The following is a 20,408-nucleotide window of genomic DNA, read 5'->3' as shown; positions in this document are numbered from 1 at the left end:
TTCCATATCTGCCATATCTGCGCCGTTCATATCTGCGCCGGGCGGCGTCAGGCACCGAGCGACTGACGGAACTGCCAGTCCACGGCGCTCATATGCGTCACGGAGCTGTCGTTCATGCGCGAGGACGCGGTCGCGAGATTCGCGGCGGGGATGAACATGCCGAGGTCCACGCACACGCGCTCGGCGTCGCGCACGATCGACGCCAGCTTCATATGCGGCCACACCGGGATATTCGCCTCATGCAGCACCGCCACGGCCTCGTCGAGGGTATTCGGCACATCGATGTTCTGCGAGACGGCGTTGCCGCGCAGCTGTTGCAGCTCCACCCCCGCCGGCGACATCTGGTCGGGGTTGATCTGCAGGCTCACCATGTAGCAGGCCACGGCCACGGCGAAATCGTCTCGCATCCACTCCGCGTAGGCGAGACGGTAGTAGGCGTACGATGCGTCCTCCCTGGCCAGCGAGACGCGCAGCGCGTTCAGCGACGCCGCATACACGGAATCCCAGTCGCGTGCGACGACCATCTGCGTGGCCAGCAGCATATGCGGCACCGAATACGCGGGCGAGTACTGCACGAGCATCTGCAGATGCGGCAGGGCCTCCTTGGGGCTTCTGACCTGCGCGATGAGGTTGGCGAGCGCCATATGCATGCCGAAGAGCTTGTCGGGCACGAGCACGACCTTCTCCCCCGGCATGGCGAACAGGCGGTTGTACACCACGCGTTCGGCGTAGGAGTTGAAGTAGCGCGGCACGCCGTCGATATGCGCATAGGTCTCATCGATCTTGGCCACGGCCTCCTCGGCCACGGCGATGGCGCCGTCGATGTCCCCGACATGCAGGTGCGAGCGGGCCGCGTCGTCGGCCTCGTCGAGGATATGCGTGGCCGTGAACGCGAGGTTGGGGATCTCGGTGCCGTCGATGATGGCGGAGGTCACGTCAGTGGAGTGGGCCTCGAGCTCGGGGTCGCCGATGCCGTGGACGACGCCCATGACGGCGCGTGCCTTCTCGGCGGAGCCCATGGACGGATCGGAAGCGATGCGGTGGAAGTCCGACATGGCGCGCTGGAGCAGGTCGGCGCGCTGGATGGACAGGCCGGTGGAATCGGTGCAGCCGAGGATGCGTGCCACGCTTGGCTCGAAGGTCACGTCGCTCATCTCGGGCACCTCCTGGGCGCCGACGGGCGAGAACCGCGAGCCGTGGATGTCGAAGGCGGCGTCGATGGACCCCAGTCCCCCGTCTTCGCGCGGCTCCATGACGGCGCCGAATTCGCGGAAGAAACGCATCGGGTCGCTCAGGCCCGTGTCGCGCAGCATCGTCAGGAAGCGGTCGCGGTCGAAGGTGACGGTGACGAGGGGGCGCAGCATCGAGAACATGTCGAGGTTCTGCCCGTCGTCGCCGGAGTCGGAGGTCTCGGAGGACGACATCTCCTGCGAGCGCATGGACATGGAGTAGCCGTTGGGCATCTGCCCGGCCGAAGGATGGTTCGGCATGCCGTTGCCGGTCGTGTCGTTTTCTTCCGACGATGTGCCGTGTGCATCCGCGGAGGCAGAGGCGGAGGAGGCGGCCGTGGCGTCCGGGTCGACGATGCCCGCGATGCCCGAGGCCGCGGAATCCGATGCGGAGGACGCCGTGGGGCCGGACAGCGGACCGATGCCCTCGGCCGCGCCGTCGGCCTCGATGCCGCGTTCGCCGTGCACGTCGCCGTCCTTGGGGTCGGAGCGGGAGGCATGCTGCTCGGCCTGGCTCAGCGGGTTGAGCAAGGACGCGAGAAGGGCGCCCATGGCGGCGGACTGCTCGCGCAGCGCCTCCTCAAGCCCCAGGGAGTCAAGGCGCAGCGAGACGGTTTTCACCGCGGCGTCGGCGCCGAAGGCGAGTGCCGCGATGATAAGGCCCAGGCGCAGGTTGTAGTCGGTCGCCAGGCGCCGGCGGGCGGAATCGTCAAGCGTGATCCAGGAATTGTCGGCCACATCGTAGCGTTTCGAGGGCATGAACGATTCCCCGACCGCGGAGTATTCCACGGCCACGTCTCCGCCGGCGAGATTCGCGCGGAAGTCGACGTCATGGCGGAAGGGCACGCGGATTTCGTCGAGAAGATGCGACAGGACGCGGCGGTACACCCATTCGGAGCCACCGCAGTCGGTGACCTCGCGGGCAGCGGGCGCACGACGGGAGGCCCCGGAGTGCGTCGGTGTTCCGGAGTGTGCTCGGGTTCCGTCCTCTGCGACGGCGGAGGAATCGTGGGCCATGCCGCCGCGCGCCGCACCGTCGGACGACGCCGCACTGCCAGACGCCGCCGCACCGTCGGACGACGCATCGGCGTACAAGGTGCCGGCAGACGGCGCATCGGCGGACGGCCATTCGGTTTCCGACGACGGGGCGAGGGCGGGGTCCGGATGCTGCACGTATTCCAGGAAGCCGCGCCGGCGCGCGTAATCCACCAGCTGGTACACCGCGTTGCTGCGGGCCGTGAAGCGCCTCGTCGGGTCGGTCTGGGCGCGGTGCAGCATCGCGAGCGCCGGGTTCTCGAGCAGCTCGAAGTCGATGCGCGCCGCATCCGCCTTCGTCAGCGTGTCTTCGATGGGCAGGAAGCCCTGGTACTCGTTGTACTTGAGCTCGGTGTCGATGGCGAGGAAGCGGTTGAGCGCCCCCTCGAGGCGCAGCGCCGACATGCCCTGCCTCAGCGGCAGATCCTCCTTCCACAGGAAGTACACGTCGCCGGTGCTGTCGGACTGCGCGATCTCCAGCGGCTCCTGGCCGTGGCGCGCCTCGAGCCCGGACATCGTGCCGAAGACGCCGGCCTCGCGCATGAGGTCGATGAAGTATTCGTCGAGGCCGGAGACGCGCTGCTTGAGCATACGCGCGGCGCGGATGTCGTCGGCGGCGGAGCGGATGGCCGCGAGCGGGGCCTCGTGCGACAGATGGGAGACGATGTTGTCGGCGCCGTACGCCTTGGCGGGCGCGCCTTTGCCAAAGAAGATGTCGAACTCGAGGTAGGCGATGGCGATGGCGTCGCGGTACGTGAGGTTGCAGCGGTTCTTCGCCGGGATGTCGGCGCGCGTGCTCATGAAGGTGTAGCGGTCATGCCATTTGATCCATGTGGCGACGCGGACGGGCGCCGGCTGTCCCTCGCGGTTGACGTAGACGCCTCCCACCACCGCCTCGGCGATCAGGTCGTCGTCTGTGCGCGGCTCGCCGGAAAGCCAGCTCAGGGGCACGTTCTGGTTGCGTTCCTTCTCGAACACGAGGGCGGGTACGCGCCGGCTCGTGTTCGGCGCGGCGTCCATGCCCACGTACACGCGGCCCTGTGCGTCGGCGAAGGCGATGGGCAGGAAGCGGCGCGGTTCGAGGAAGATGCCGATGGAGAAGCCGCGGGATTTCGCGGCCGGGAGCTGCGCCCAGCCGTAGCACTGCGCCTGCGGGTAGGACACGGGCACGCCGGGAATCATCCTCGCCTTCGTCAGCGGGCCGAGGGTGATGACATGGGTGCGCGCGAGGTTGAAGAGGAACCGATCCTTTCCATCGGACGCGCCGGAAGGCGGCATGGGCACGTCCGCATCGCGCCGTGCGCCGCCCCGCGAGCCGCCCAGAGAGGAGCCCAGGGACGCCAGCGCACGCGTCAGGCGTCCGCCGCGCCCACGGCGCCGCGGATCGTTGTTTCTTCCTGAGGAGAACGGAGTGCCAGTCATGCTCACCATTGTCGCCGCTTTGTCAGACATGCGCCGGCGAATCAGCTCTTGGCGCAGAAGCCGGCGTGCCGGGCCGTCGATGGCGGCCTTGGCGCGCGCCTCCATACAATGTAGGGTGTGAAAAACAGGAAGCTGCCCGTATTCGGTTGGAAAACGCTCCTTCTTGCATCGGCGATCGTCGTCCTGCTGCTTGAGGTCTTCGTCTTCAACCTCCCGCACTGGAACTCGCTGACCAAACCGCAGCCCGAGGAGACCCAGCAGACCCTCGGCGACGGTCTGGACCGTCTTGACGACGGGACGGTGCGCATCGAGGACTCCTCGGAGGCCTACTTCGAGGTGACGGCGGACGACCAGCCCGTGGAATACGTGCGCATGGTCCCCTCGTCGCTCGTACGCTACCAGCACACCGTGTCGAACGACACGGCGACTCGCATCGACGTGCTGCCCACCGGCTCCACCGAATGGATCACGGGGCGCGTCGATTCGTTCTGCTACCAGATCGACCAGAGCACGTACCTGAAGAACCGCACGGGATATTCCGGTCCCGTCAGCAAGATCCGCGTCTGGTTCCAGGAGGCGCGAGGCTCCCGCATCCCCGTCTCCTCGGTTATTGTCAACGCGCGAGTGCCCTTCCACATCGACTTCGTGCGGGTGATCCTCCTGCTCGCCTTCGCGGCAATCGCCATCGCCTTCCGCCCGCGCTCCAAGCTGCACAGAATCGTGCTGGACACGGCCAGCACGAAGCAGCGCCTCGCGTTCTGGCTCGCCATCGGCGTGCCGTGCACGGCCGCGATGACATGGGCCTTCATCGGCAACGGCCTGGCGCAGACGCCCTCGGTGTTCCACCATTCGAACGCGTATGTCTACGATTTCAACCAGTTCCAGCAGACGGCCGACGCCATCCTGCACGGGCATGCATGGCTCGACCTGACGGTCTCGCCGCAGCTGGCGGATTCCTCGAACCCGTATGACGCGGGCGTGCGCGAGGCGCTTCTGTCCCAGGGCGCCTACCCGGTGTACTGGGACCATGTGCTGTACAACGGGCACTATTACTCGTATTTCGGCGTCATCCCGGTGATTCTGCTATTCCTGCCGTTCCAGGCCATCACAAGCATCTGGACGGACGGCGGCCTGTCGCTGAGCACGATCACGGCCGGCTCGTTCATGTTGTGCCTGGCCGTGGTGTTCGGCGCGCTGTGCGCGGTGCGCTTCGTGCAGAGGCATTTCCCCGACGCCAGCGTGTCCGCGGTTTTCTTCGCGTTCGTGCTGCTGTTCTCCGGGTCCACGATTATGGCCCCGATCTGCCGCGTGGATTTCTACACGATTCCCTTCTGCGCTGGTCTGTGCATGGCCTCGATCGGACTGTACCTGTGGCAGAGCGCGCTGCGCGTGGTCGACCCGTCGCGGCCGGCGAAACGCAACGGCGCGCCGCGCACGCGCGTGTGGACGGTCGCCGACAAGGAGGGCGACGCCACGCTGGTGCGCGTGTCGAAGGCGCGTCTGTTCTGGGGATCGTTCTTCATGATCTGTCTTCTGGGCTGCCGCCCTCCGCTGGTGGCGCTGTGCGTGCTGCTCATCCCGATGGTCATCACGATCTGCAAGCAGACGAACCGCCGCGCCGCGGCGATGACCGCGGATTCCCCGGCGACGCACCGGACGCCCGCGGGGCTGCGCGACATCCTCGGATACGTGCTGGCGTGCGCGATCCCCGTCGCCGTCGTGCTCGCGGGACTCGGCTTCTGGAACTACGTGCGCTTCGGCTCGCCGCTCGATTTCGGCAACGATTATCAGCTGACGGTCGTCGACCTGAACAACTACCACGAGCCGCTCGACGTGTTCGTGGAAATCGTGTTCTACTACCTGTTCCTGCCGCTGAAGTTCACGAACGAATTCCCGTTCATCACGTCGCCGCAGACCGCGCTGAGCTCCTGGCAGTGCTACGAACCGATTATCGGCGGCATGTTCGCGATGACGCCGCTTCTCGTGCTCCTCGTGGCGTTCCCGTTCCTCAAGCGCCGGCTCAAGGAGCACGACGGATGGCTGACCTGCTGGCTGTGCCTGGGCACGGGACTGCTCATGCTCGCGTTCATCAGCTACAAGGGCGGTCTGCTGTGGCGCTACAAGATCGACTTCGCGCTGTACATGGTGGTCATCGCCCTGTTCGTGCTGCTTCTCCTGCTTGGCTGGGCGCGGCGCAACGAGGGCCGGGGCGCCGCGACTGCCGTGATGTGGGTGGTGCTCATCGCCACGCTCGTGGCGGGGCTTCTGTGCTTCCAGTCGGTTTTCGTGCGCAATGTCTCGTACCCGATTGTGTCGGACCAGCCCGGCATCTTCCACTACGTGCGCAGCTGGTTCCAACTGCTCATCTGAGACGGCCCGTCCGCGGTAGCAATATCGGCGGGCGATGGCATCGGACGGCGGTGACGGAATCGGGAGGCGGAGGGCGGAATCGTTTTCCTCCCGCCCGCCTTCCCGGCGCGAAGCCCGGAGCCTTTCCGCGCGACTGCGTACAGTGGGGCCTATGAAATTCTCACATCGCGTGAACGTCGGACGCATGAACCCCATCGCCGCCGAGGCAGCGGCGGCACGGGCCGCGGGCCATCCCCTCGGCCAGCTCAATGACTCGAACCCCACCCACCACGGTCTGGCTCCCGCAAGCCTCGACGAGCTGTATACGGCAGATCCGCGCGGCCCCCGCGAGGCACGCGAGGCCATCGCCGCCTTCGCCAGCTCACGCCCGCAGGGGAGCCCCACCGATGCCGACGACGTGTATGTGCTCAGTTCCACGTCAGAGGCCTACGCCTGGCTTGCCATGCTGCTGTGTGACCCCGGCGAGGCGATTCTCATGCCCAAACCCGGATACCCGCTTATCGAATCGATCTGCGCCCTGACGGGAACGCGCGCCATCCCCTACCGCCAGTTCTATGACGGCTCATGGGGCATCGACGTGGCGTCCATGGAGCGGGCGCTTGAGGAAGCCGACGGCGCCGTGCGCGCCATCGCCATCATCAATCCCAACAATCCGACGGGCGCCTACACACATCCCGGGGAACGCCGTCGCATCATCGAACTGGCGCGCCGCTATGACACGGCGATTATCGCCGACGAGGTGTTCTACGACTTCCCTCTCGAACCCTTTGACACGAACCGCCGATGGGCGGGCGAAAAGGATGTCCTGACGTTCTCGCTCGACGGATTCTCGAAAATGCTCGGCGCCCCGCATGCGAAGGTCGGCTGGATCCAGGTATCCGGCCCTGCGGATGACGTGGCACAGGCCAAGCGGCATCTCGACATGATTTCCGACGACTTCCTGCCCATGAGCAATATCATCTCCGCGCGCATCCCCGGCATGCTCGAGGAAACACCGAGGCAGACAGCGCGTATCGGCGAGCGTGTGCGCGGCAATCTCGCACTGCTCCATTCGATTCTCGACGCCGATAAAACGGACGGCGACGGCGTGGTGGACGTTATGCGCAGCGAAGGCGGTTGGAACGTGCTCGTACGATTCCCTTCCACGATCGACGAGAACGACCTGGGCCTGCGCCTGGCGCGCGACTATGGCATGAACTGCCAGCCCGGATACTATTTCGACATGGATTCCAACGGATTCCTGTCAATCTCCCTGCTGCCCGAGCCGACGGTATTCGAAGCGAACGTGCGCACGATTCTGTCGGCCGTGCACGACGAGCTCGGCGCCTGACATTCCGCCGCGGCACACAGCCCGGCGAATACGGAAGCCCCGCGAATACGACTGTGGCCGCACTCCATGGAGTGCGGCCACAATGCGTTACGGGATGTGTGCCGGGTTATGAACGCCCGCGGGCTTCTTCCCCAGTACGTTCCGCTCTCAGGCATCCTTCTGCGTGGAGGCGAAATACGCGGCACCCACGATTCCGGCATCGTTGAGAAGGCCGGCCGGAACGATCGGCGTGTCGATCTCGATGTACTGGAAGTACTTGTCGCTTTTCTTGCTGACGCCACCGCCGACAACGAAGATGTCGGGGCTGAACAGGTGCTCCAAGAGCTGGTAATACTTGGTCAGGCGACGGCCCCACTTCTTCCAGCTGAGGTCATCGCGGGTACGCGCGTAGTCGGAGGCGTACTGCTCGGCGTCCATGCCCTTGAGCGTCAGATGGCCGAGCTCGGTGTTCGGCACAAGCACACCGTCCATGATGATGGCGGTTCCGATGCCCGTTCCCAGCGTCGTCATGAACACAAGACCCTTGCGGTCCTTGGCGGCGCCGTACCGCGCCTCGCCCACGCCCGCGGCATCGGCATCATTGACGACGCGCACGGTGCGGCCGGTCCTCTCGCGCAGAAGCGCATGGATGTCCACACCGACCCACGACTGGTCGAGGTTCGCCATGAAGTCCAGGGGCTTGCCCGGCTTGATGGGTGCGGGGAAGGACACGCCGATCGGGACGCCGTCCGGGACATCGTAGTGGTCGAGGATCTGCTTGATGATATCGGCAACCGCCTCGGGCGTGGACTGCTCCGGCGTGGGGATGCGCAGACGCTCATCCGCGAACTTTCCCTCCTCGAGGTTAACCGGTGCGCCCTTGATGCCCGAGCCACCCACGTCAATGCCAAATGCCTGTGCCGTCTCGATCATGGTTTCCTCCTGAATCGACACTTGTCAAGAACCCTGTGGCTTCTTGAATTTCTGCATGCACCGTCGTTCGACCACATCATTGCCGCCGTGCGACAGCCTGCCTTCACTGTACCCCATGGCGCGGGCCGATGGCGCATCGGGCGGGTTTCCCGGCACTTTCCGATACCGCGGCCCTTCCTCCGAATCCTCTCGCTCTCTTCTTTCTCTCTTCGCTCCTCCTCCCATCCCTTCCTGCCCCCATTCTTCCTGTTTCCTGCCTCTTCCTTTCCTATCTCCTCCCATATCCCCCTTCCCTCCTCTCTATCTCCTTCCCATCCGGGAACGTAATGACATTGGGACGTTTGCCGCCCAGCAACGGGCTCATGCGCACGGCGGTGGAATAATAAGGGCATGTCAGACAATGCAGAATCTTCGAACACCATCAGCCCGCATCGCAACACACTGCTGGACGCCATCGCAGTGCGCACCTCGGTGCGCACATACAGCGACGAGGAGATCCCTCTCGAACTCGACCGGCAGCTGAGGTCCACAATCAACGCTGTCAACACACTGTCGGGCCTGTCAATCCAGTTCGTCACCGATGACCCGGCCACCTTCGCCGAAGCGAATGCAAGCGGGCATTTCACCAATGCACGCAACTACTTCGCCGCCGTCGGCGCCAAAGACGACCCCGAGGCGCAGGAACGTGCCGGCTTCTATCTCGAACGTCTGGTTCTGACGGCCACGATGCGCGGTCTGTCGACCGTATGGGTCGGTGGCAGTTGGGACAAGGAATCCGCGGCGAAGCATCTCCGCATCCGGTCGAGCGAAGAGCTGATCGTCGGCGCCGTGGTGGGTTATTCGGCCGACCACGTCGAGGACCTCACGCTGTCCGAACGTGCGGCGGCCGCCGCAGGCCACCGTCCGTCGCTGACATACGGAGACCTCGTGACCGTCTCTGGCGACCCGAACGCCGTCCCCGACTGGTTCCGCTCCGGCATAGACGCTGTGATCAAAGCCCCGAGCGCGCGCAACGGACAGCCCGTGCGCTTCACCTTCGACACGCTGACCAATCGTCTGCGTGCCCACATCGAAGGCGAGCACACGCCCATGGCCTTCGTTGACCTCGGCATCGCCAAGCTTCACTTCCAGCTGGGTGCCGGCGGCGGCACTTGGGCGTGGGGCGACGATGCGCGCTATGCGCGCGACGAGTCGATCGACTGACCGCGCGCTTCCGCCGCCTGTCCCGGATGACGGTTCCAGGGCACAGTACCGGAGCGACGGTCTTCCTTGAACCGTCTTCCCTAGGCGGTCTTCCCTGGACTGTCTTCCCTTAAGCGCCCACCCAACGCACAAGGCCAGACAACCGGTTTCTTGCCGATTGCCTGGCCTTGTCATATCCGGCGTGATTCCGTCTCCGCCCTTACTCGGAATCGGAGGCGGAGCCGTCCGACGATCCGCTGTCGTCGCCAGCGGCATCGTCGTCGCCGACGGCATCGTCGTCATCGGGAACGACCGTCGCCGACACGCTGACGAGCTCGGGCGCGGGCTTGGCCGGCTCGACCTTGCCGTCCGGCGTGAACGGGATGCCCGTGAACGTGAGCTTCGCGTCCTTGCCTTCGCCCTCGGTGCCGATGAGAATCTTCTCATTGTCGTGGAGACGGCCTTCGAGCACGCCCTCGGCAATCTCGTCCTCGACATCGTTCTGGATGACGCGGCGCAGCGGACGCGCACCGAGCAGCGGGTCATAGCCACGCAGCGCGATGGTGTTCTTCGCCTCATCCGTGAGGTCGATTTCGATATGGCGCTCGAACATGCGGTCGTTGAGCTTCTTGAGGTCGAGGTCCACGATCTCGCGCACCTGCGGCTCGGTGAGCTGCTTGAACACGATGATGTCGTCAAGGCGGTTGAGGAACTCCGGACGGAAGTTCTCCTTGAGCTCGCTGGTGACGGCCTCCTTCATGCGCTCGTACGACGTCTCCGTGTTGCCGCTGACGTTGAAGCCCGTCGTGGCGGAACGCGTGATGTTCTTCGTGCCGAGGTTCGTCGTCATGATGATAATCGTGTTCTTGAAGTCCACCGTGCGGCCCTGGCCGTCGGTCAGGCGACCGTCGTCCAGCACCTGCAGCAGCGTGTTGAAGATATCCGGGTGGGCCTTCTCGATCTCGTCGAAGAGGATGACGGAGAACGGCTTGCGGCGCACGCGCTCGGTCAGCTGGCCGCCGTCATCGTAGCCCACGTACCCCGGAGGCGCACCGAAGAGCCTCGAGGCCGCGTACTTCTCGCTGTACTCCGACATATCCACGCGGATCAGCGCGTCCTCGTCGTCGAACAGGAACTCGGCGAGCGCCTTGGCCAGCTCGGTCTTGCCCACGCCGGTCGGGCCGGCGAAGATGAACGAGCCGCTCGGACGCTTCGGGTCCTTGAGGCCCACGCGGGCGCGGCGAATCGAGCGGGACAGGGCCGCGACGGCCTCATCCTGTCCGATGATGCGCTCGTGGAGCTTTTCTTCCATATGCATGAGCTTGGAGGACTCCGCCTCGGTGATCTTGTACACCGGGATGCCCGTCGTGTCGGAGAGCACGTCGGCGATCACATTCTCGTCGACGGTCATGGAGACGTTGGAGGCGCCCTGCTTCCAGGCCTTCTCCTTCTCCTTGCGCTCCTTCTCGAGGTTCTCCTGCTCGTCGCGCACATGCGCGGCCTTCTCGAAGTCCTGGGCGTTGATGGCCTCCGTCTTCTGGGAGTTGAGCATGGCGATCTTGCGGTCGATCTCCTTGAGCTCCGGCGGGGCGGTCAGGCGCTTGATGCGCAGGCGTGCACCGGCCTCGTCGATCAGGTCGATGGCCTTGTCGGGCAGGTTGCGGTCCTGGATGTAGCGCTCGGATAGCTCGGCGGCCGCCTGAAGCGCGTCATCGGTGATCGTGACCTTGTGGTGGTCCTCGTAGCGCTTGCGCAGACCCTTGAGGATCTCGATGGTCTCGGCCACGCTCGGCTCGGGCACCTGGATCGGCTGGAAGCGGCGCTCGAGGGCCGCGTCCTTCTCGATGTACTTGCGGTACTCGTCGTTCGTGGTCGCGCCCACCACCTGCAGCTCACCGCGGGCGAGCATCGGCTTGAGCATGTCGCCGGCGTCAAGCGCGCCGTCGGCGGAGCCGGCACCCACGATCGTGTGGATCTCGTCGATGAACAGGATGATGTCGCCGCGCGTCTGGACTTCCTTGAGCACCTTCTTCAGGCGTTCCTCGAAATCACCGCGGTAGCGCGAACCTGCCACCATGGAGCCCATGTCGAGCGAGTACAGCTGCTTGCCGCGCAGAGTCTCAGGCACGTCGCCCACTGCGATCTTCTGCGCCAGACCCTCGACGACGGCGGTCTTGCCGACGCCCGGCTCGCCGATGAGAACGGGGTTGTTCTTCGTACGGCGGCTGAGCACGACCATCACGCGCTCGATCTCCTTGCTGCGGCCGATAACCGGGTCGAGCTTGCCGTCGATGGCGTCCTGGGTCATGTTGCGGCCGAACTGGTTGAGGATGGCGGAGCCGCTCTTGTTCTGCTTCTCGGCAACATGGCCGGAGTTGGCCAGGTCGCCCTCCTGCTCGCCGCCCTCGCCATTGCCGCGGATCGCGTCGATGACGGACGAACGCAGATCGTCGAGGTCCACGCCCATCTTCACCAGCACCTGGGTGCCCACGCCCTCGCCCTCCTGGATGAGGCCGAGGAGGATGTGCTCGGTGCCGATATAGCTGTGTCCCAGCTGCAGGGCCTCGCGCAGAGACAGTTCGAGAACCTGCTTGGCATGCGGGGTGAACGGGATGTGACCGCTCGGGACGGCGTGCCCCTTGCCGATCATCTCCTCCACCTGCTTGCGCGCGGTCTCCAGATCGACTCCCTTGGATGCGAGCGTCTTCGCCGCCACGCCGTCACCTTCGCGGATCAGGCCCAGAAGCAGGTGCTCGGTCCCAATGTAGTTGTGCTGGAGCGAACGCGCTTCCTCCTGAGCCAGCACGATAACCCTGCGGGCTCGATCGGTGAAACGTTCAAACATCGGATAAACCCTCCTACTAAGTGCTTGCAACTTTACCGATTCGCGATGACGAATGGGGCGGAATCGTTCGAATATCGCTGTGAACTGAATGTGTTTGTCCTCAGCGAAATCCGCGAGCGCCCGGACACCGACCGGACGTGGTGCATGACGCGCAGAACAACGCATGACTCACGCATGAAGCATGAGTCCATTACAGTGGTACCTAGGAATGCGGCTATGAGAACCGTCAGACCCTTGGAAAGGAGAATCATGACCGAACCTTCCACCTCGACGGGGTCTTTCCCCGTCGTCAAGAAGAATTCCGACATCGTCGTCGGCATCGACGGATCGAAGGGATCGTGCTGCGCACTGGCATGGGCGATGCAGGAGGCGTCGCTCACCGGCCAGTTCGTCAACGCCGTGTACGGATGGACCTATTCCTGGGATATGGGCCCCGAGCCCGAGGACGAGGACGGCTGGCGCGCCATCCGTGAGCAGATCACGAAGAAACTGTACGGATGGGCCGAGATCGCCAACGAGGGCATCGATTTCGACATGTCGAAGCTCAAGCTCACCAGCGTGCGCGCGTCGGGCAGCTCCGCGCTGCTGCGCATCGGCCAGGAATCCGACCAGATTGTGGTCGGCCGCCGATCGCTGAGCCCCGTCGCCCGCTGGTTCTTCGGATCGGTGTCGTCATCCATCGCCGAGCATTCGCATGTTCCCGTCACCGTGGTGCGCGTGCCGGAGTACAAGGAGAATGCGGTCAAGGAGAACATCCATAACGCGCTGAGCGACGACCTCAGGTCGGAGCCGGCGGCCTCCCGCCCCATTGTGGTGGGTCTTGACGGCTCGGACTGCTCGCTGCGCGCCCTCGAGTTCGCCGCGCGCGCCGCGCATTACGAGAAGCGCCAGCTCAAGGTTCTGTACTGCTGGCAGCTCAAGAAGCTCGAAGGCGATTTCAAGGACCGTGTGCCGAGCGAGGACGAGGCGCAGGAGTTCGCGAGCGCCAAGGTGCAGGAGTGGATCTCGAAGGTGCAGCTTCCCGAGGATGTGAATGTCAAGGCGCTTGCCTTCCACATCGCTCCCGGCAAGGGCATGATCCAGGCGAGCGAGGACGCCGATCGCGTGGTGGTCGGCTCGCGCGGGCTGAGCGGTTTCGACGCGCATGTGCTGGGCTCGGTGAGCCAGTATGTGCTGGAGAACGCCACGGGCACCGTAACCGTCGTGCACTGAACGGCACGAGCTGAACGGCGCGAGCTGAACATCTTCTGCAAACAGCGGGGAGGGATTCTTTGAAGGAATCCCTCCCCGCTGTTTGCATACCTTCGCCGCGCGTCATTGTGCACGGTGGCTGTCATTCTGCACGCCATACGCCGCGGGAAGACGCCATGGATGAATCTTCCCGCAGCCGGCGCTTATACGATGGCGGACCGGCTCACGGCGCAGAAGCCGTCAGGCAGCATACCCGGCCTCTTCGGTTCCGTCGGTTCCGTCGGTTTCTTCCGCAGCGGTCTCTTCCACAGTGATTCCCTCCGCAACGGTGTCCTCCGCAGTGACGCCCTCCTCGAAGGTGTTCTCTGCGGTCTCGCCCGCCGATTCGCTTGTTGCATCTTCCGACGCGGTTTCTTCCACGATTCCGCCGTCTTGCACAGCATTGCCGGCCGCGGCTTCATCGGCCAGAGTTCCGTCAGGCACGGTTCCGTCGTTTGCGGTGCCGGTGACGGCTTCGGCAGGTTCTTCGGGCGCGGCCGCCTCTGCAGGCTCGGTGCCGGCTGCATTGTCTGCGTCATCGGGTTCGGTGGATTCCGGCTCGTCAGACTCCGGTTCGGCGGTCTCATCGGATTCGCCGGATTCATCGTCCTCGGATTCTGCGCCCTCGGATTCCTCGCCATCGGACTCATCGCCATCAGACTCACCAGTCTCGTCGGCATCGTCAGATTCATCCGCATTTTCGATATCGTCTGATTCATCGGACTCAGCGGACTCATCGAATCCATCGGACTCAACGGTTTCGTCCGGTTTCTCGTCGAGGCTCACATCAAGCGACTCCTCGTATTCGACGGATGTGGGATGCGACTGGTCGGAATCGGTGTCGAAGGCATCGTCATCCGTATCGGGAACGGCGTTCTCGTCGATATCCTTCTCGTCGGCGTCATCCTCGGAGTTGATGCTTTCCATCATCTCCACCTCGGCGCGCTCCTCGCGCCTGCTCTGGCGCACGATTTCAATCGTGTTGTCATCAAGCGCGGGCTCGGTCTGAATCCACATGGGTGTCGGCGACGGAGGCGTGATCTCGGAGTGCTCGCCGCATCCGTGGTCGCGGGAGACGACGCGGCCGTCATCGGGGCTCCACTTGTTGGCGCACACGCCGAACAGGCGGCCCAGGTCACCCTTGATGGGAACGAAGAAGCCACAGGTCTCGCACACCTTGCCGTTCGCGGTCCTCGTGCTCAACGCCTTGGGACCGTGCGGACCCTCGTACCAGCGACCGGCCGCCTGGGAGCGGCCCAACGGCGAAAGAACACGGCGGCGGTCCAGCTCGAAGTCATCCACGATGTCCTCGGCCTCGTCATGCTCCTCGCGTTCTTCCTCGGCCTCGGCCGCCTTCTCGGGATCGGCCTGCTCGAGTTCATGCCTTTTCTCGTCGTCGGCCTTCTGCTGCGACGTTTCGGCGCGCGTCTCGGTTTTGCGGAATCCGTCCTCGAGACGCGGATCGTTCTCCTCCGTGCCGATGGAATCGGTGGGAGACAGATCCGACGGCTCGAGTCTGTCCTTCCACGGAACCCATTCGGGAGCAAGAAGGGCGCCCTCGACGGGAACGAGGGATGATTCGCAAACAGTCCAGACATCACGGTCGGTGTCATGGAACAGGGTGATCGACCACTCCCAGTGCTCATAACCGGGAACGGCTGCCTGGAATCGGAAATCCGTCACGCCGTCGCCGATATCGGTGGCGCCCACGAAATTGCCGACCTGCGTCTCGTCCTCCGCCACGAGGAACGCCACATTCAGCGCCAGTTCCTTGGGATCGATGCGCGGATACGACTCTTCCGAATCCTGTTCATCAGCGTCCTGCACATCGGCACTCGGTTCAGCGGTGCTCTGTTCGTGGGCACCCTGTTCATCGGCGCCCGCTTCCGTTCCTTCGCTGGCGACGGCGTTCCCGTCATCGGAATCGGAGCCGGCATTGCTTCCGTTTTCGCTCCCGGTACCGGCGCTATCCGCGGAGTTCTGCGGCTCCGTGAGGTGCATAGACTGTTCGGCCTGCGCAGTGTCATCGCCGTCCGCAGAAACCTCCGCGGTCGCATTTTCCGTAGCCGCGCTGGCCTCCGGGGTTTCTGTCGCAGCGGTTTCTTCAGCAGCGGTTTCATCAACTGTGGCCTCATCCGAAGCGGTTTCTTCGACGACGGCTTCTTCCGCAGGGTTTTCTTCGACAATGGCTTCATCGATAGCGGTTTCTTCCACAGCGGCTTCTTCAGCAACGGTTGTTTCAGCAACGGCCTCGTCAGCCGTGTTTTCTTGCACGGCGGTTTCCTGCACAGCGCCTTCTTCAGCCGTCTTCACCTCAGACTCCCCTGTTGCGGTTACCTGCGTGCTCTCCACGGCATCCTCTGCAGCATCATTCGCCGTGACATCTTCCGCGGCATTCTCCACAGCATCTTCCGTGGCATCCTCTGCAGCATCTTCCGCGGCATCCTCCACAGTGGCTCCGGTCGCCTCCACCAGGTCATCACGGCGTTCCTCGCCTCCCAGGCCATCGCTCATGCCATCGGGAAAAGCAGGATCGGCGAACGAACCATTGGAAGAAGCTTCGGTGAAATCAGTCATAGTTAGAACCTTAGAGTATTTCGTCGCGATATGCGAACGGCGGCCGCGATGGCCGCCGTTCGTGGTGTACGGCAGGATGCCGGCAATCGGCTTCCTATGTCGAATCGGTTCCTGACATCAGACCGGCCCCTATGCCAAGCCGGTCCCCTATGCCGGGAACCGGCTCAGCGACGTCGGGTCGGTTCCCGATTCAGACCAGTTCCCGACACCAAGCCGACCATCGGCGTCGAATCAGTCCTCGACGTCGAAGTCGTCGGCGACGGCGCGGAGCATCGCGGCGAGTTTCTTCGAATCGCGCGGATTCGGGTAATGGCGACGGCGCAGGTCGTTGCCCGCGGAATCCAGCAGCTTGATGAGATCCTCCACAATCGCCGCCATGTCTTCCGGAGCGGGCCTGTTCGCGCGCACCATGGACGGGAGCGGACCGGCCACCGTCAGCGACAGCGCCTGTGGTCCTTTTCTTCCGTCACCGACCGAGAACTCCACCTTCGTGCCCTTGCGCAACGTGGCGATGTCGGCAGGCACCGCCGATGCGGGAAGGAACACATCCTTTCCATCCTCCGATGTGATGAATCCATAACCCTTCTTACGATCAAACCAACGCACGCGTCCGCTAGGCATATGTCACCTCCACAAAAAGTTGGCCGGCGATGGCGCGGGGCCTTTCCGAGCCCCGACGCCACACGCCGGCATTCGATGACCTTGTGTCATCGGTATCCACATTCAGGGAAACATTCTAACGCTATTTCGCGCGTCCGCCGCCGTTTGCCTCCCGATTACGCTGTGGCTGAACCGCGGGGCGGCCTGGCTCCTGTCCCGCGTCCACGGGGATGACGATCGAATAGGTCAGGCCTCCGCCCGGCGTGCGCGTCGCGCAAATAAGGCCGTGATGCGCCTTGACCACGGACTGCACGATGGCCATGCCCAGACCGGTGCCGCCCTTGAGACGCGCCCTGGACGGGTCGGCGGTATAGAAGCGTTCGAAGATACGCTCGCGCTGGTCCGGTTTCATGCCCGGACCGTGGTCGTTGACAACAACCACCGCATATTGCCGCCACGGCTTGTCCGTCGTCTGCTGTCCGAGGGATTCGATGAATTCGTACAGGGAGCCTTCGGTGCTGGGCTTCTCGGCGAGGTCCCCGCCGTCGGGCGCCATGACGACGGTCGCGCCGAGTTCGACGGGTGAATCCGCGGGAGTGTAACGGTGGATGTTGCCGATGATATTCGTCAGCACCTGGTGCAGCCTCATGGAGTCGCCGACCATACTGACGACGGGCATCGGCGCGTCGGTGATATCGAAGCGTACCGCATCGTCGCTGCCGTCCGCGCCTTCGACGGGCGGCACGCTTCCCGTGACGTCAACGGATCCCATGCGCACGGTGCGCTCCGGATCCAGCGCATGCAGGTCCTCGGCCGATCCGCTGATGATCTCGTCCATGCGCACGCCGGGCTTGAACTCGATCCCGCGGCCTTCGTCGAGTCGTGCGAGGGACAGCAGGTCTTCCACGAGGGCTGACATGCGCTCGCTCGAATGCTCGATGTGGTCGATGGCGTCGTCCGCGTATCCGAGGATCTGCTCCGGGTTCTTCCCGTCCGTCGCGGCGCGCTGCATCTTGTACAGTTCCGCGTAGCCGTGGATCGTGGCGAGCGGCGTGCGCAGCTCATGCGAGGCGTCGGAGACGAATTGCTTCATCTTCGACGTCGTCTTCTCCTGTTCCTTGAAACTTCGTTCGATCTGCACGAGCATCGTGTTCAGGGACGCGGCGAGGGAGCCGACCTCGGTGTTCGGAGGTAGGTCCTGGACGCGTTCAGACAGGTCGCCGGCGGCGATCTTAGCGGCAGTTTTCTCCATGCGCTTGAGCGGCAGCAGCGCGCCGCGCGTGAACATGATCGCGAGCGCACCCGCCGCCAGAAGGGTGCAGATGCCTGCGATGGCGAAGTACTGGGTGATCATGTCGGTGGTCTCGTACACGTCGCGCAGCGACAGGCCGATGTAGGCGATGCCGATAACCGTTCCCTGGGATGACGCGGTGGCGTCGCCCGCCGTTGAGGCGACGATTCCCGAATCGGCGAAATACGTATTGAGCGTATCGACGTCGGATGGCGTCACACTGGTATCGACGGCTTTGAGCGTGACGCCATCGGACGCGACGGCATCAAAAGCCATGGCATCTGATGCGACGTAGGAATCCTCGGCGTTCTGCGTCGCAGTGGCGTACGTGTCTGCGGCGTCCATGACGGAGGACACGGTGGAAGCTGCCGTGGAACCGTCGGCGGAGTTCGCGGCACCGGTGCCGGATCCGGTGTAGTCGCTGTTGTTGTAACCGCCGCCATCGGACTGCTGGGAGGAGCTGCCCGGATCGCCGGCGCGGATGATCTGGAAGGCCTCGACGCGCCAGTCCTGCTTGGCGGAGGCCAGTTCCTTGGCGGAGATCTGCACGCCGTCCGGCACGGTGACGGATGCGGGGACGGTGAAGGGCTCGCTGTAATCGACGGCGGTCAGGTCGAGGGAGTCAAGGTTGGGCTGGCTGACGATTCCGTCGCGCATGGACGGCGTCATGGTGGAGATGATGTCTCCATCCGTGTCGCGGATCTGCAGGAAGTAATCGGTCAGGGAGTAGCTGCGTGGGCTGGGGCCGTTGCCCAGGAGCTGCTGGTAGTTGTTGAAAACGAGCTGCGCCTGCTGCGAGAGCTGGTTGTCGGTTTTGTCAAGGATGTACTGGCCGACGAGGCGGCGGATGGCGATGCCGAGCACGCATTCGGCCAGGAGAACGACGAGAATCACCATCGAGACAAGCTTGAAGGACAGTGACATGCTGTCGAAACCGTGGGCGATGCGCTGCTTGATGGTGCGCCTGGACTTGCCGTCCTGTGCATTCTTCGGTTTCTTCGGCGCGGGCGCGGGCGCGGGACCGTGACCGGCTGCGGATTGCGAATCGTCGGCTCCTGTACAGGAGGACGTCCCGAGGGTATGAGCGGCCCCGTCCGACGGCATAGGTGCCGTCGGAGCATTCTGCTGCGCCACCTGCTGCGTCGCCTCCGCCTCACGCATGGGCTGTTCCGATGCGTCTCCGGGGGCATCCCCATCAGGTCCGGACCACGACGAGGGATTCTCCTGGTTCACTTGCTCGCTCCTGCACTCCTCCACCGGTCATCGGCGGAAAACTACTTGTCGGAATTGCCGCGCGGTGCGCGAATCATGTATCCGATGCCGCGCTTGGTCTGGATGAGCGGCTCGACCTTCTTGCCGTCGACGACGATTCCGTCGACCTTCTTGCGCAGATAGGAGATATACGATTCGACGATCGCGGCGTCGCCGCCCCAGTCGTACTGCCACACATGGTCGAGAATCTGCGCCTTGCTCACGACGCGGCCCTCGTTATCCATGAGATAGCGTAGCAACTTGTACTCGGTCGGGCTCAGGTCGATTTCCTGGCCGGCACGGGAGACATCGTGGCTGTCCTCGTTGATCTCGAGGTCGGCGACGCGGATGATCGGATCGTCCTCTTCCTCGCCCTTGGTGCGGCGAAGGATGGCGCGAATCCTAGCGATGACTTCCTCGAGGGAGAACGGCTTCGTGACGTAATCGTCCCCGCCGACGGTCAGGCCCATGACCTTGTCCTGCGTATCGTCACGCGCGGTGAGGAACAGGACCGGCGCGTCGATGCCCTCGCGGCGGATGCGGCGCGTCACGGTGAATCCGTCGATATCCGGGAGCATGACGTCCAGGACGATGAGGTCGGGATTCGTCTCCTTGATGACGTCGATGGCCTCGCTGCCGGAGGCGGCGGTCTTGACCTCGAAACCCGAAAAATGCAATGATGCCGACAGCAGCTCCCTGATCGAGGGCTCGTCGTCGACCACGACGATCGTTGCTTCCATATTGTTTGCCATGTGCGTCATGGTGGCACCGCTTTCTGATGTTTCCCTGAGAATTCACTGTAGTCATCTTCAAGAAACCGTGATTGTCCATCACGCGGATATGCGCGATAGGCGCACGCCGAAGAACGGCATGGCTGCCCCATGGTTTCCGCTCCCGGCCCTTCCATGGGGGTGGCAGCGATGCCTCGCCTCGGCATCGGATTATGGGTTATCCACATAATTCACGATTCCTTCACGAGGTTCCTCACGCCCGGTTTTCCACACAATCCGAACGCTTACGGCACGGCTCTGATGCACGGGGAGCCGGTTCGAGCGGTTGAGAGCGGTGAGCTTCGTCCACATTGTCCGTTCGCCCAGCGTGTCGGATTGCGCCTCGCATACCGTGGGCAGTGCC

At 64.0% G+C, this 20,408-nt stretch carries 12 protein-coding genes; 5 read left to right on the top strand and 7 right to left on the bottom strand.

The genetic code is table 11. The features are described from left to right. Window positions 1-47: 47 nt before the first annotated feature. Window positions 48-3,686: a hypothetical protein gene (locus tag PSRA_RS01900; RefSeq protein ID WP_143516294.1), complete on the bottom strand. Its 3,639-nt coding sequence runs from the start codon at window positions 3,684-3,686 to the stop codon at window positions 48-50. A 117-nt stretch (window positions 3,687-3,803) separates the two neighbouring features. Between PSRA_RS01900 and PSRA_RS01895 the strand changes: the two genes are divergently transcribed. Together PSRA_RS01895 and PSRA_RS01890 are read left to right on the top strand one after the other, a co-directional pair. Beyond that, window positions 3,804-6,056: a hypothetical protein gene (locus PSRA_RS01895; RefSeq protein ID WP_094660162.1), complete on the top strand. Its 2,253-nt coding sequence runs from the start codon at window positions 3,804-3,806 to the stop codon at window positions 6,054-6,056. A 151-nt stretch (window positions 6,057-6,207) separates the two neighbouring features. Beyond that, on the top strand, window positions 6,208-7,386 hold the full coding sequence (locus PSRA_RS01890; protein ID WP_094660161.1) for a pyridoxal phosphate-dependent aminotransferase: 1,179 nt from the start codon (window positions 6,208-6,210) through the stop codon (window positions 7,384-7,386). A 147-nt stretch (window positions 7,387-7,533) separates the two neighbouring features. Here PSRA_RS01890 and ppgK read toward each other — a convergent pair whose 3' ends face one another. Beyond that, window positions 7,534-8,298 (bottom strand): polyphosphate--glucose phosphotransferase, encoded by a 765-nt coding sequence (gene ppgK / locus PSRA_RS01885; RefSeq protein WP_094660231.1) that lies wholly within the window; start codon window positions 8,296-8,298, stop codon window positions 7,534-7,536. 390 nt (window positions 8,299-8,688) lie between these two features. Here ppgK and PSRA_RS01880 point away from each other — a divergent pair, with 390 nt between their 5' ends. Continuing rightward, window positions 8,689-9,501 carry a nitroreductase family protein gene (locus PSRA_RS01880; protein ID WP_094660160.1) on the top strand — a complete coding sequence of 271 codons (813 nt, stop codon included), beginning with the start codon at window positions 8,689-8,691 and terminating at the stop codon, window positions 9,499-9,501. A 199-nt stretch (window positions 9,502-9,700) separates the two neighbouring features. Here the strand turns inward: PSRA_RS01880 and PSRA_RS01875 are convergent, their stop codons facing one another. Further along, on the bottom strand, window positions 9,701-12,325 hold the full coding sequence (locus PSRA_RS01875) for an ATP-dependent Clp protease ATP-binding subunit (protein WP_094660159.1): 2,625 nt from the start codon (window positions 12,323-12,325) through the stop codon (window positions 9,701-9,703). A 249-nt stretch (window positions 12,326-12,574) separates the two neighbouring features. Between PSRA_RS01875 and PSRA_RS01870 the strand changes: the two genes are divergently transcribed. After that, window positions 12,575-13,537, top strand: a complete 963-nt coding sequence (locus PSRA_RS01870; protein ID WP_158216286.1) for a universal stress protein — start codon at window positions 12,575-12,577, stop codon at window positions 13,535-13,537. Between the two features lie 219 nt (window positions 13,538-13,756). On the opposite strand, the gene PSRA_RS01865 is transcribed toward PSRA_RS01870, so the two are convergent. Then, window positions 13,757-15,382 carry a DUF3027 domain-containing protein gene (locus PSRA_RS01865; protein WP_245834830.1) on the bottom strand — a complete coding sequence of 542 codons (1,626 nt, stop codon included), beginning with the start codon at window positions 15,380-15,382 and terminating at the stop codon, window positions 13,757-13,759. A 30-nt stretch (window positions 15,383-15,412) separates the two neighbouring features. On the opposite strand from PSRA_RS01865, the gene PSRA_RS01860 reads away from it, so the two are divergent. Then, the gene (locus PSRA_RS01860; RefSeq protein WP_245834829.1) at window positions 15,413-16,138 is read left to right on the top strand and encodes a hypothetical protein; all 726 of its coding nucleotides are present in this window, start codon (window positions 15,413-15,415) and stop codon (window positions 16,136-16,138) included. Between the two features lie 225 nt (window positions 16,139-16,363). Here the strand turns inward: PSRA_RS01860 and PSRA_RS01855 are convergent, their stop codons facing one another. From PSRA_RS01855 to PSRA_RS01845, 3 genes are all read right to left on the bottom strand, one after another. Next, window positions 16,364-16,753, bottom strand: coding sequence for a cold-shock protein (locus tag PSRA_RS01855; RefSeq protein WP_094660155.1), 390 nt, complete (start codon window positions 16,751-16,753; stop codon window positions 16,364-16,366). A gap of 121 nt (window positions 16,754-16,874) precedes the next feature. Further along, on the bottom strand, window positions 16,875-19,184 hold the full coding sequence (locus PSRA_RS01850) for a sensor histidine kinase (protein WP_094660154.1): 2,310 nt from the start codon (window positions 19,182-19,184) through the stop codon (window positions 16,875-16,877). Window positions 19,185-19,297: 113 nt separating this feature from the next. Beyond that, window positions 19,298-20,026, bottom strand: coding sequence for a response regulator transcription factor (locus PSRA_RS01845; RefSeq protein WP_094660230.1), 729 nt, complete (start codon window positions 20,024-20,026; stop codon window positions 19,298-19,300). Window positions 20,027-20,408 lie beyond the last annotated feature (382 nt).

The sequence above is a fragment of the Pseudoscardovia radai genome (assembly GCF_002259605.1).
Lineage (GTDB): Bacteria > Actinomycetota > Actinomycetes > Actinomycetales > Bifidobacteriaceae > Pseudoscardovia > Pseudoscardovia radai.
Note: the sequence above shows the minus strand (reverse complement) of the source record. Positions and strands in the feature narration are given on the sequence as shown.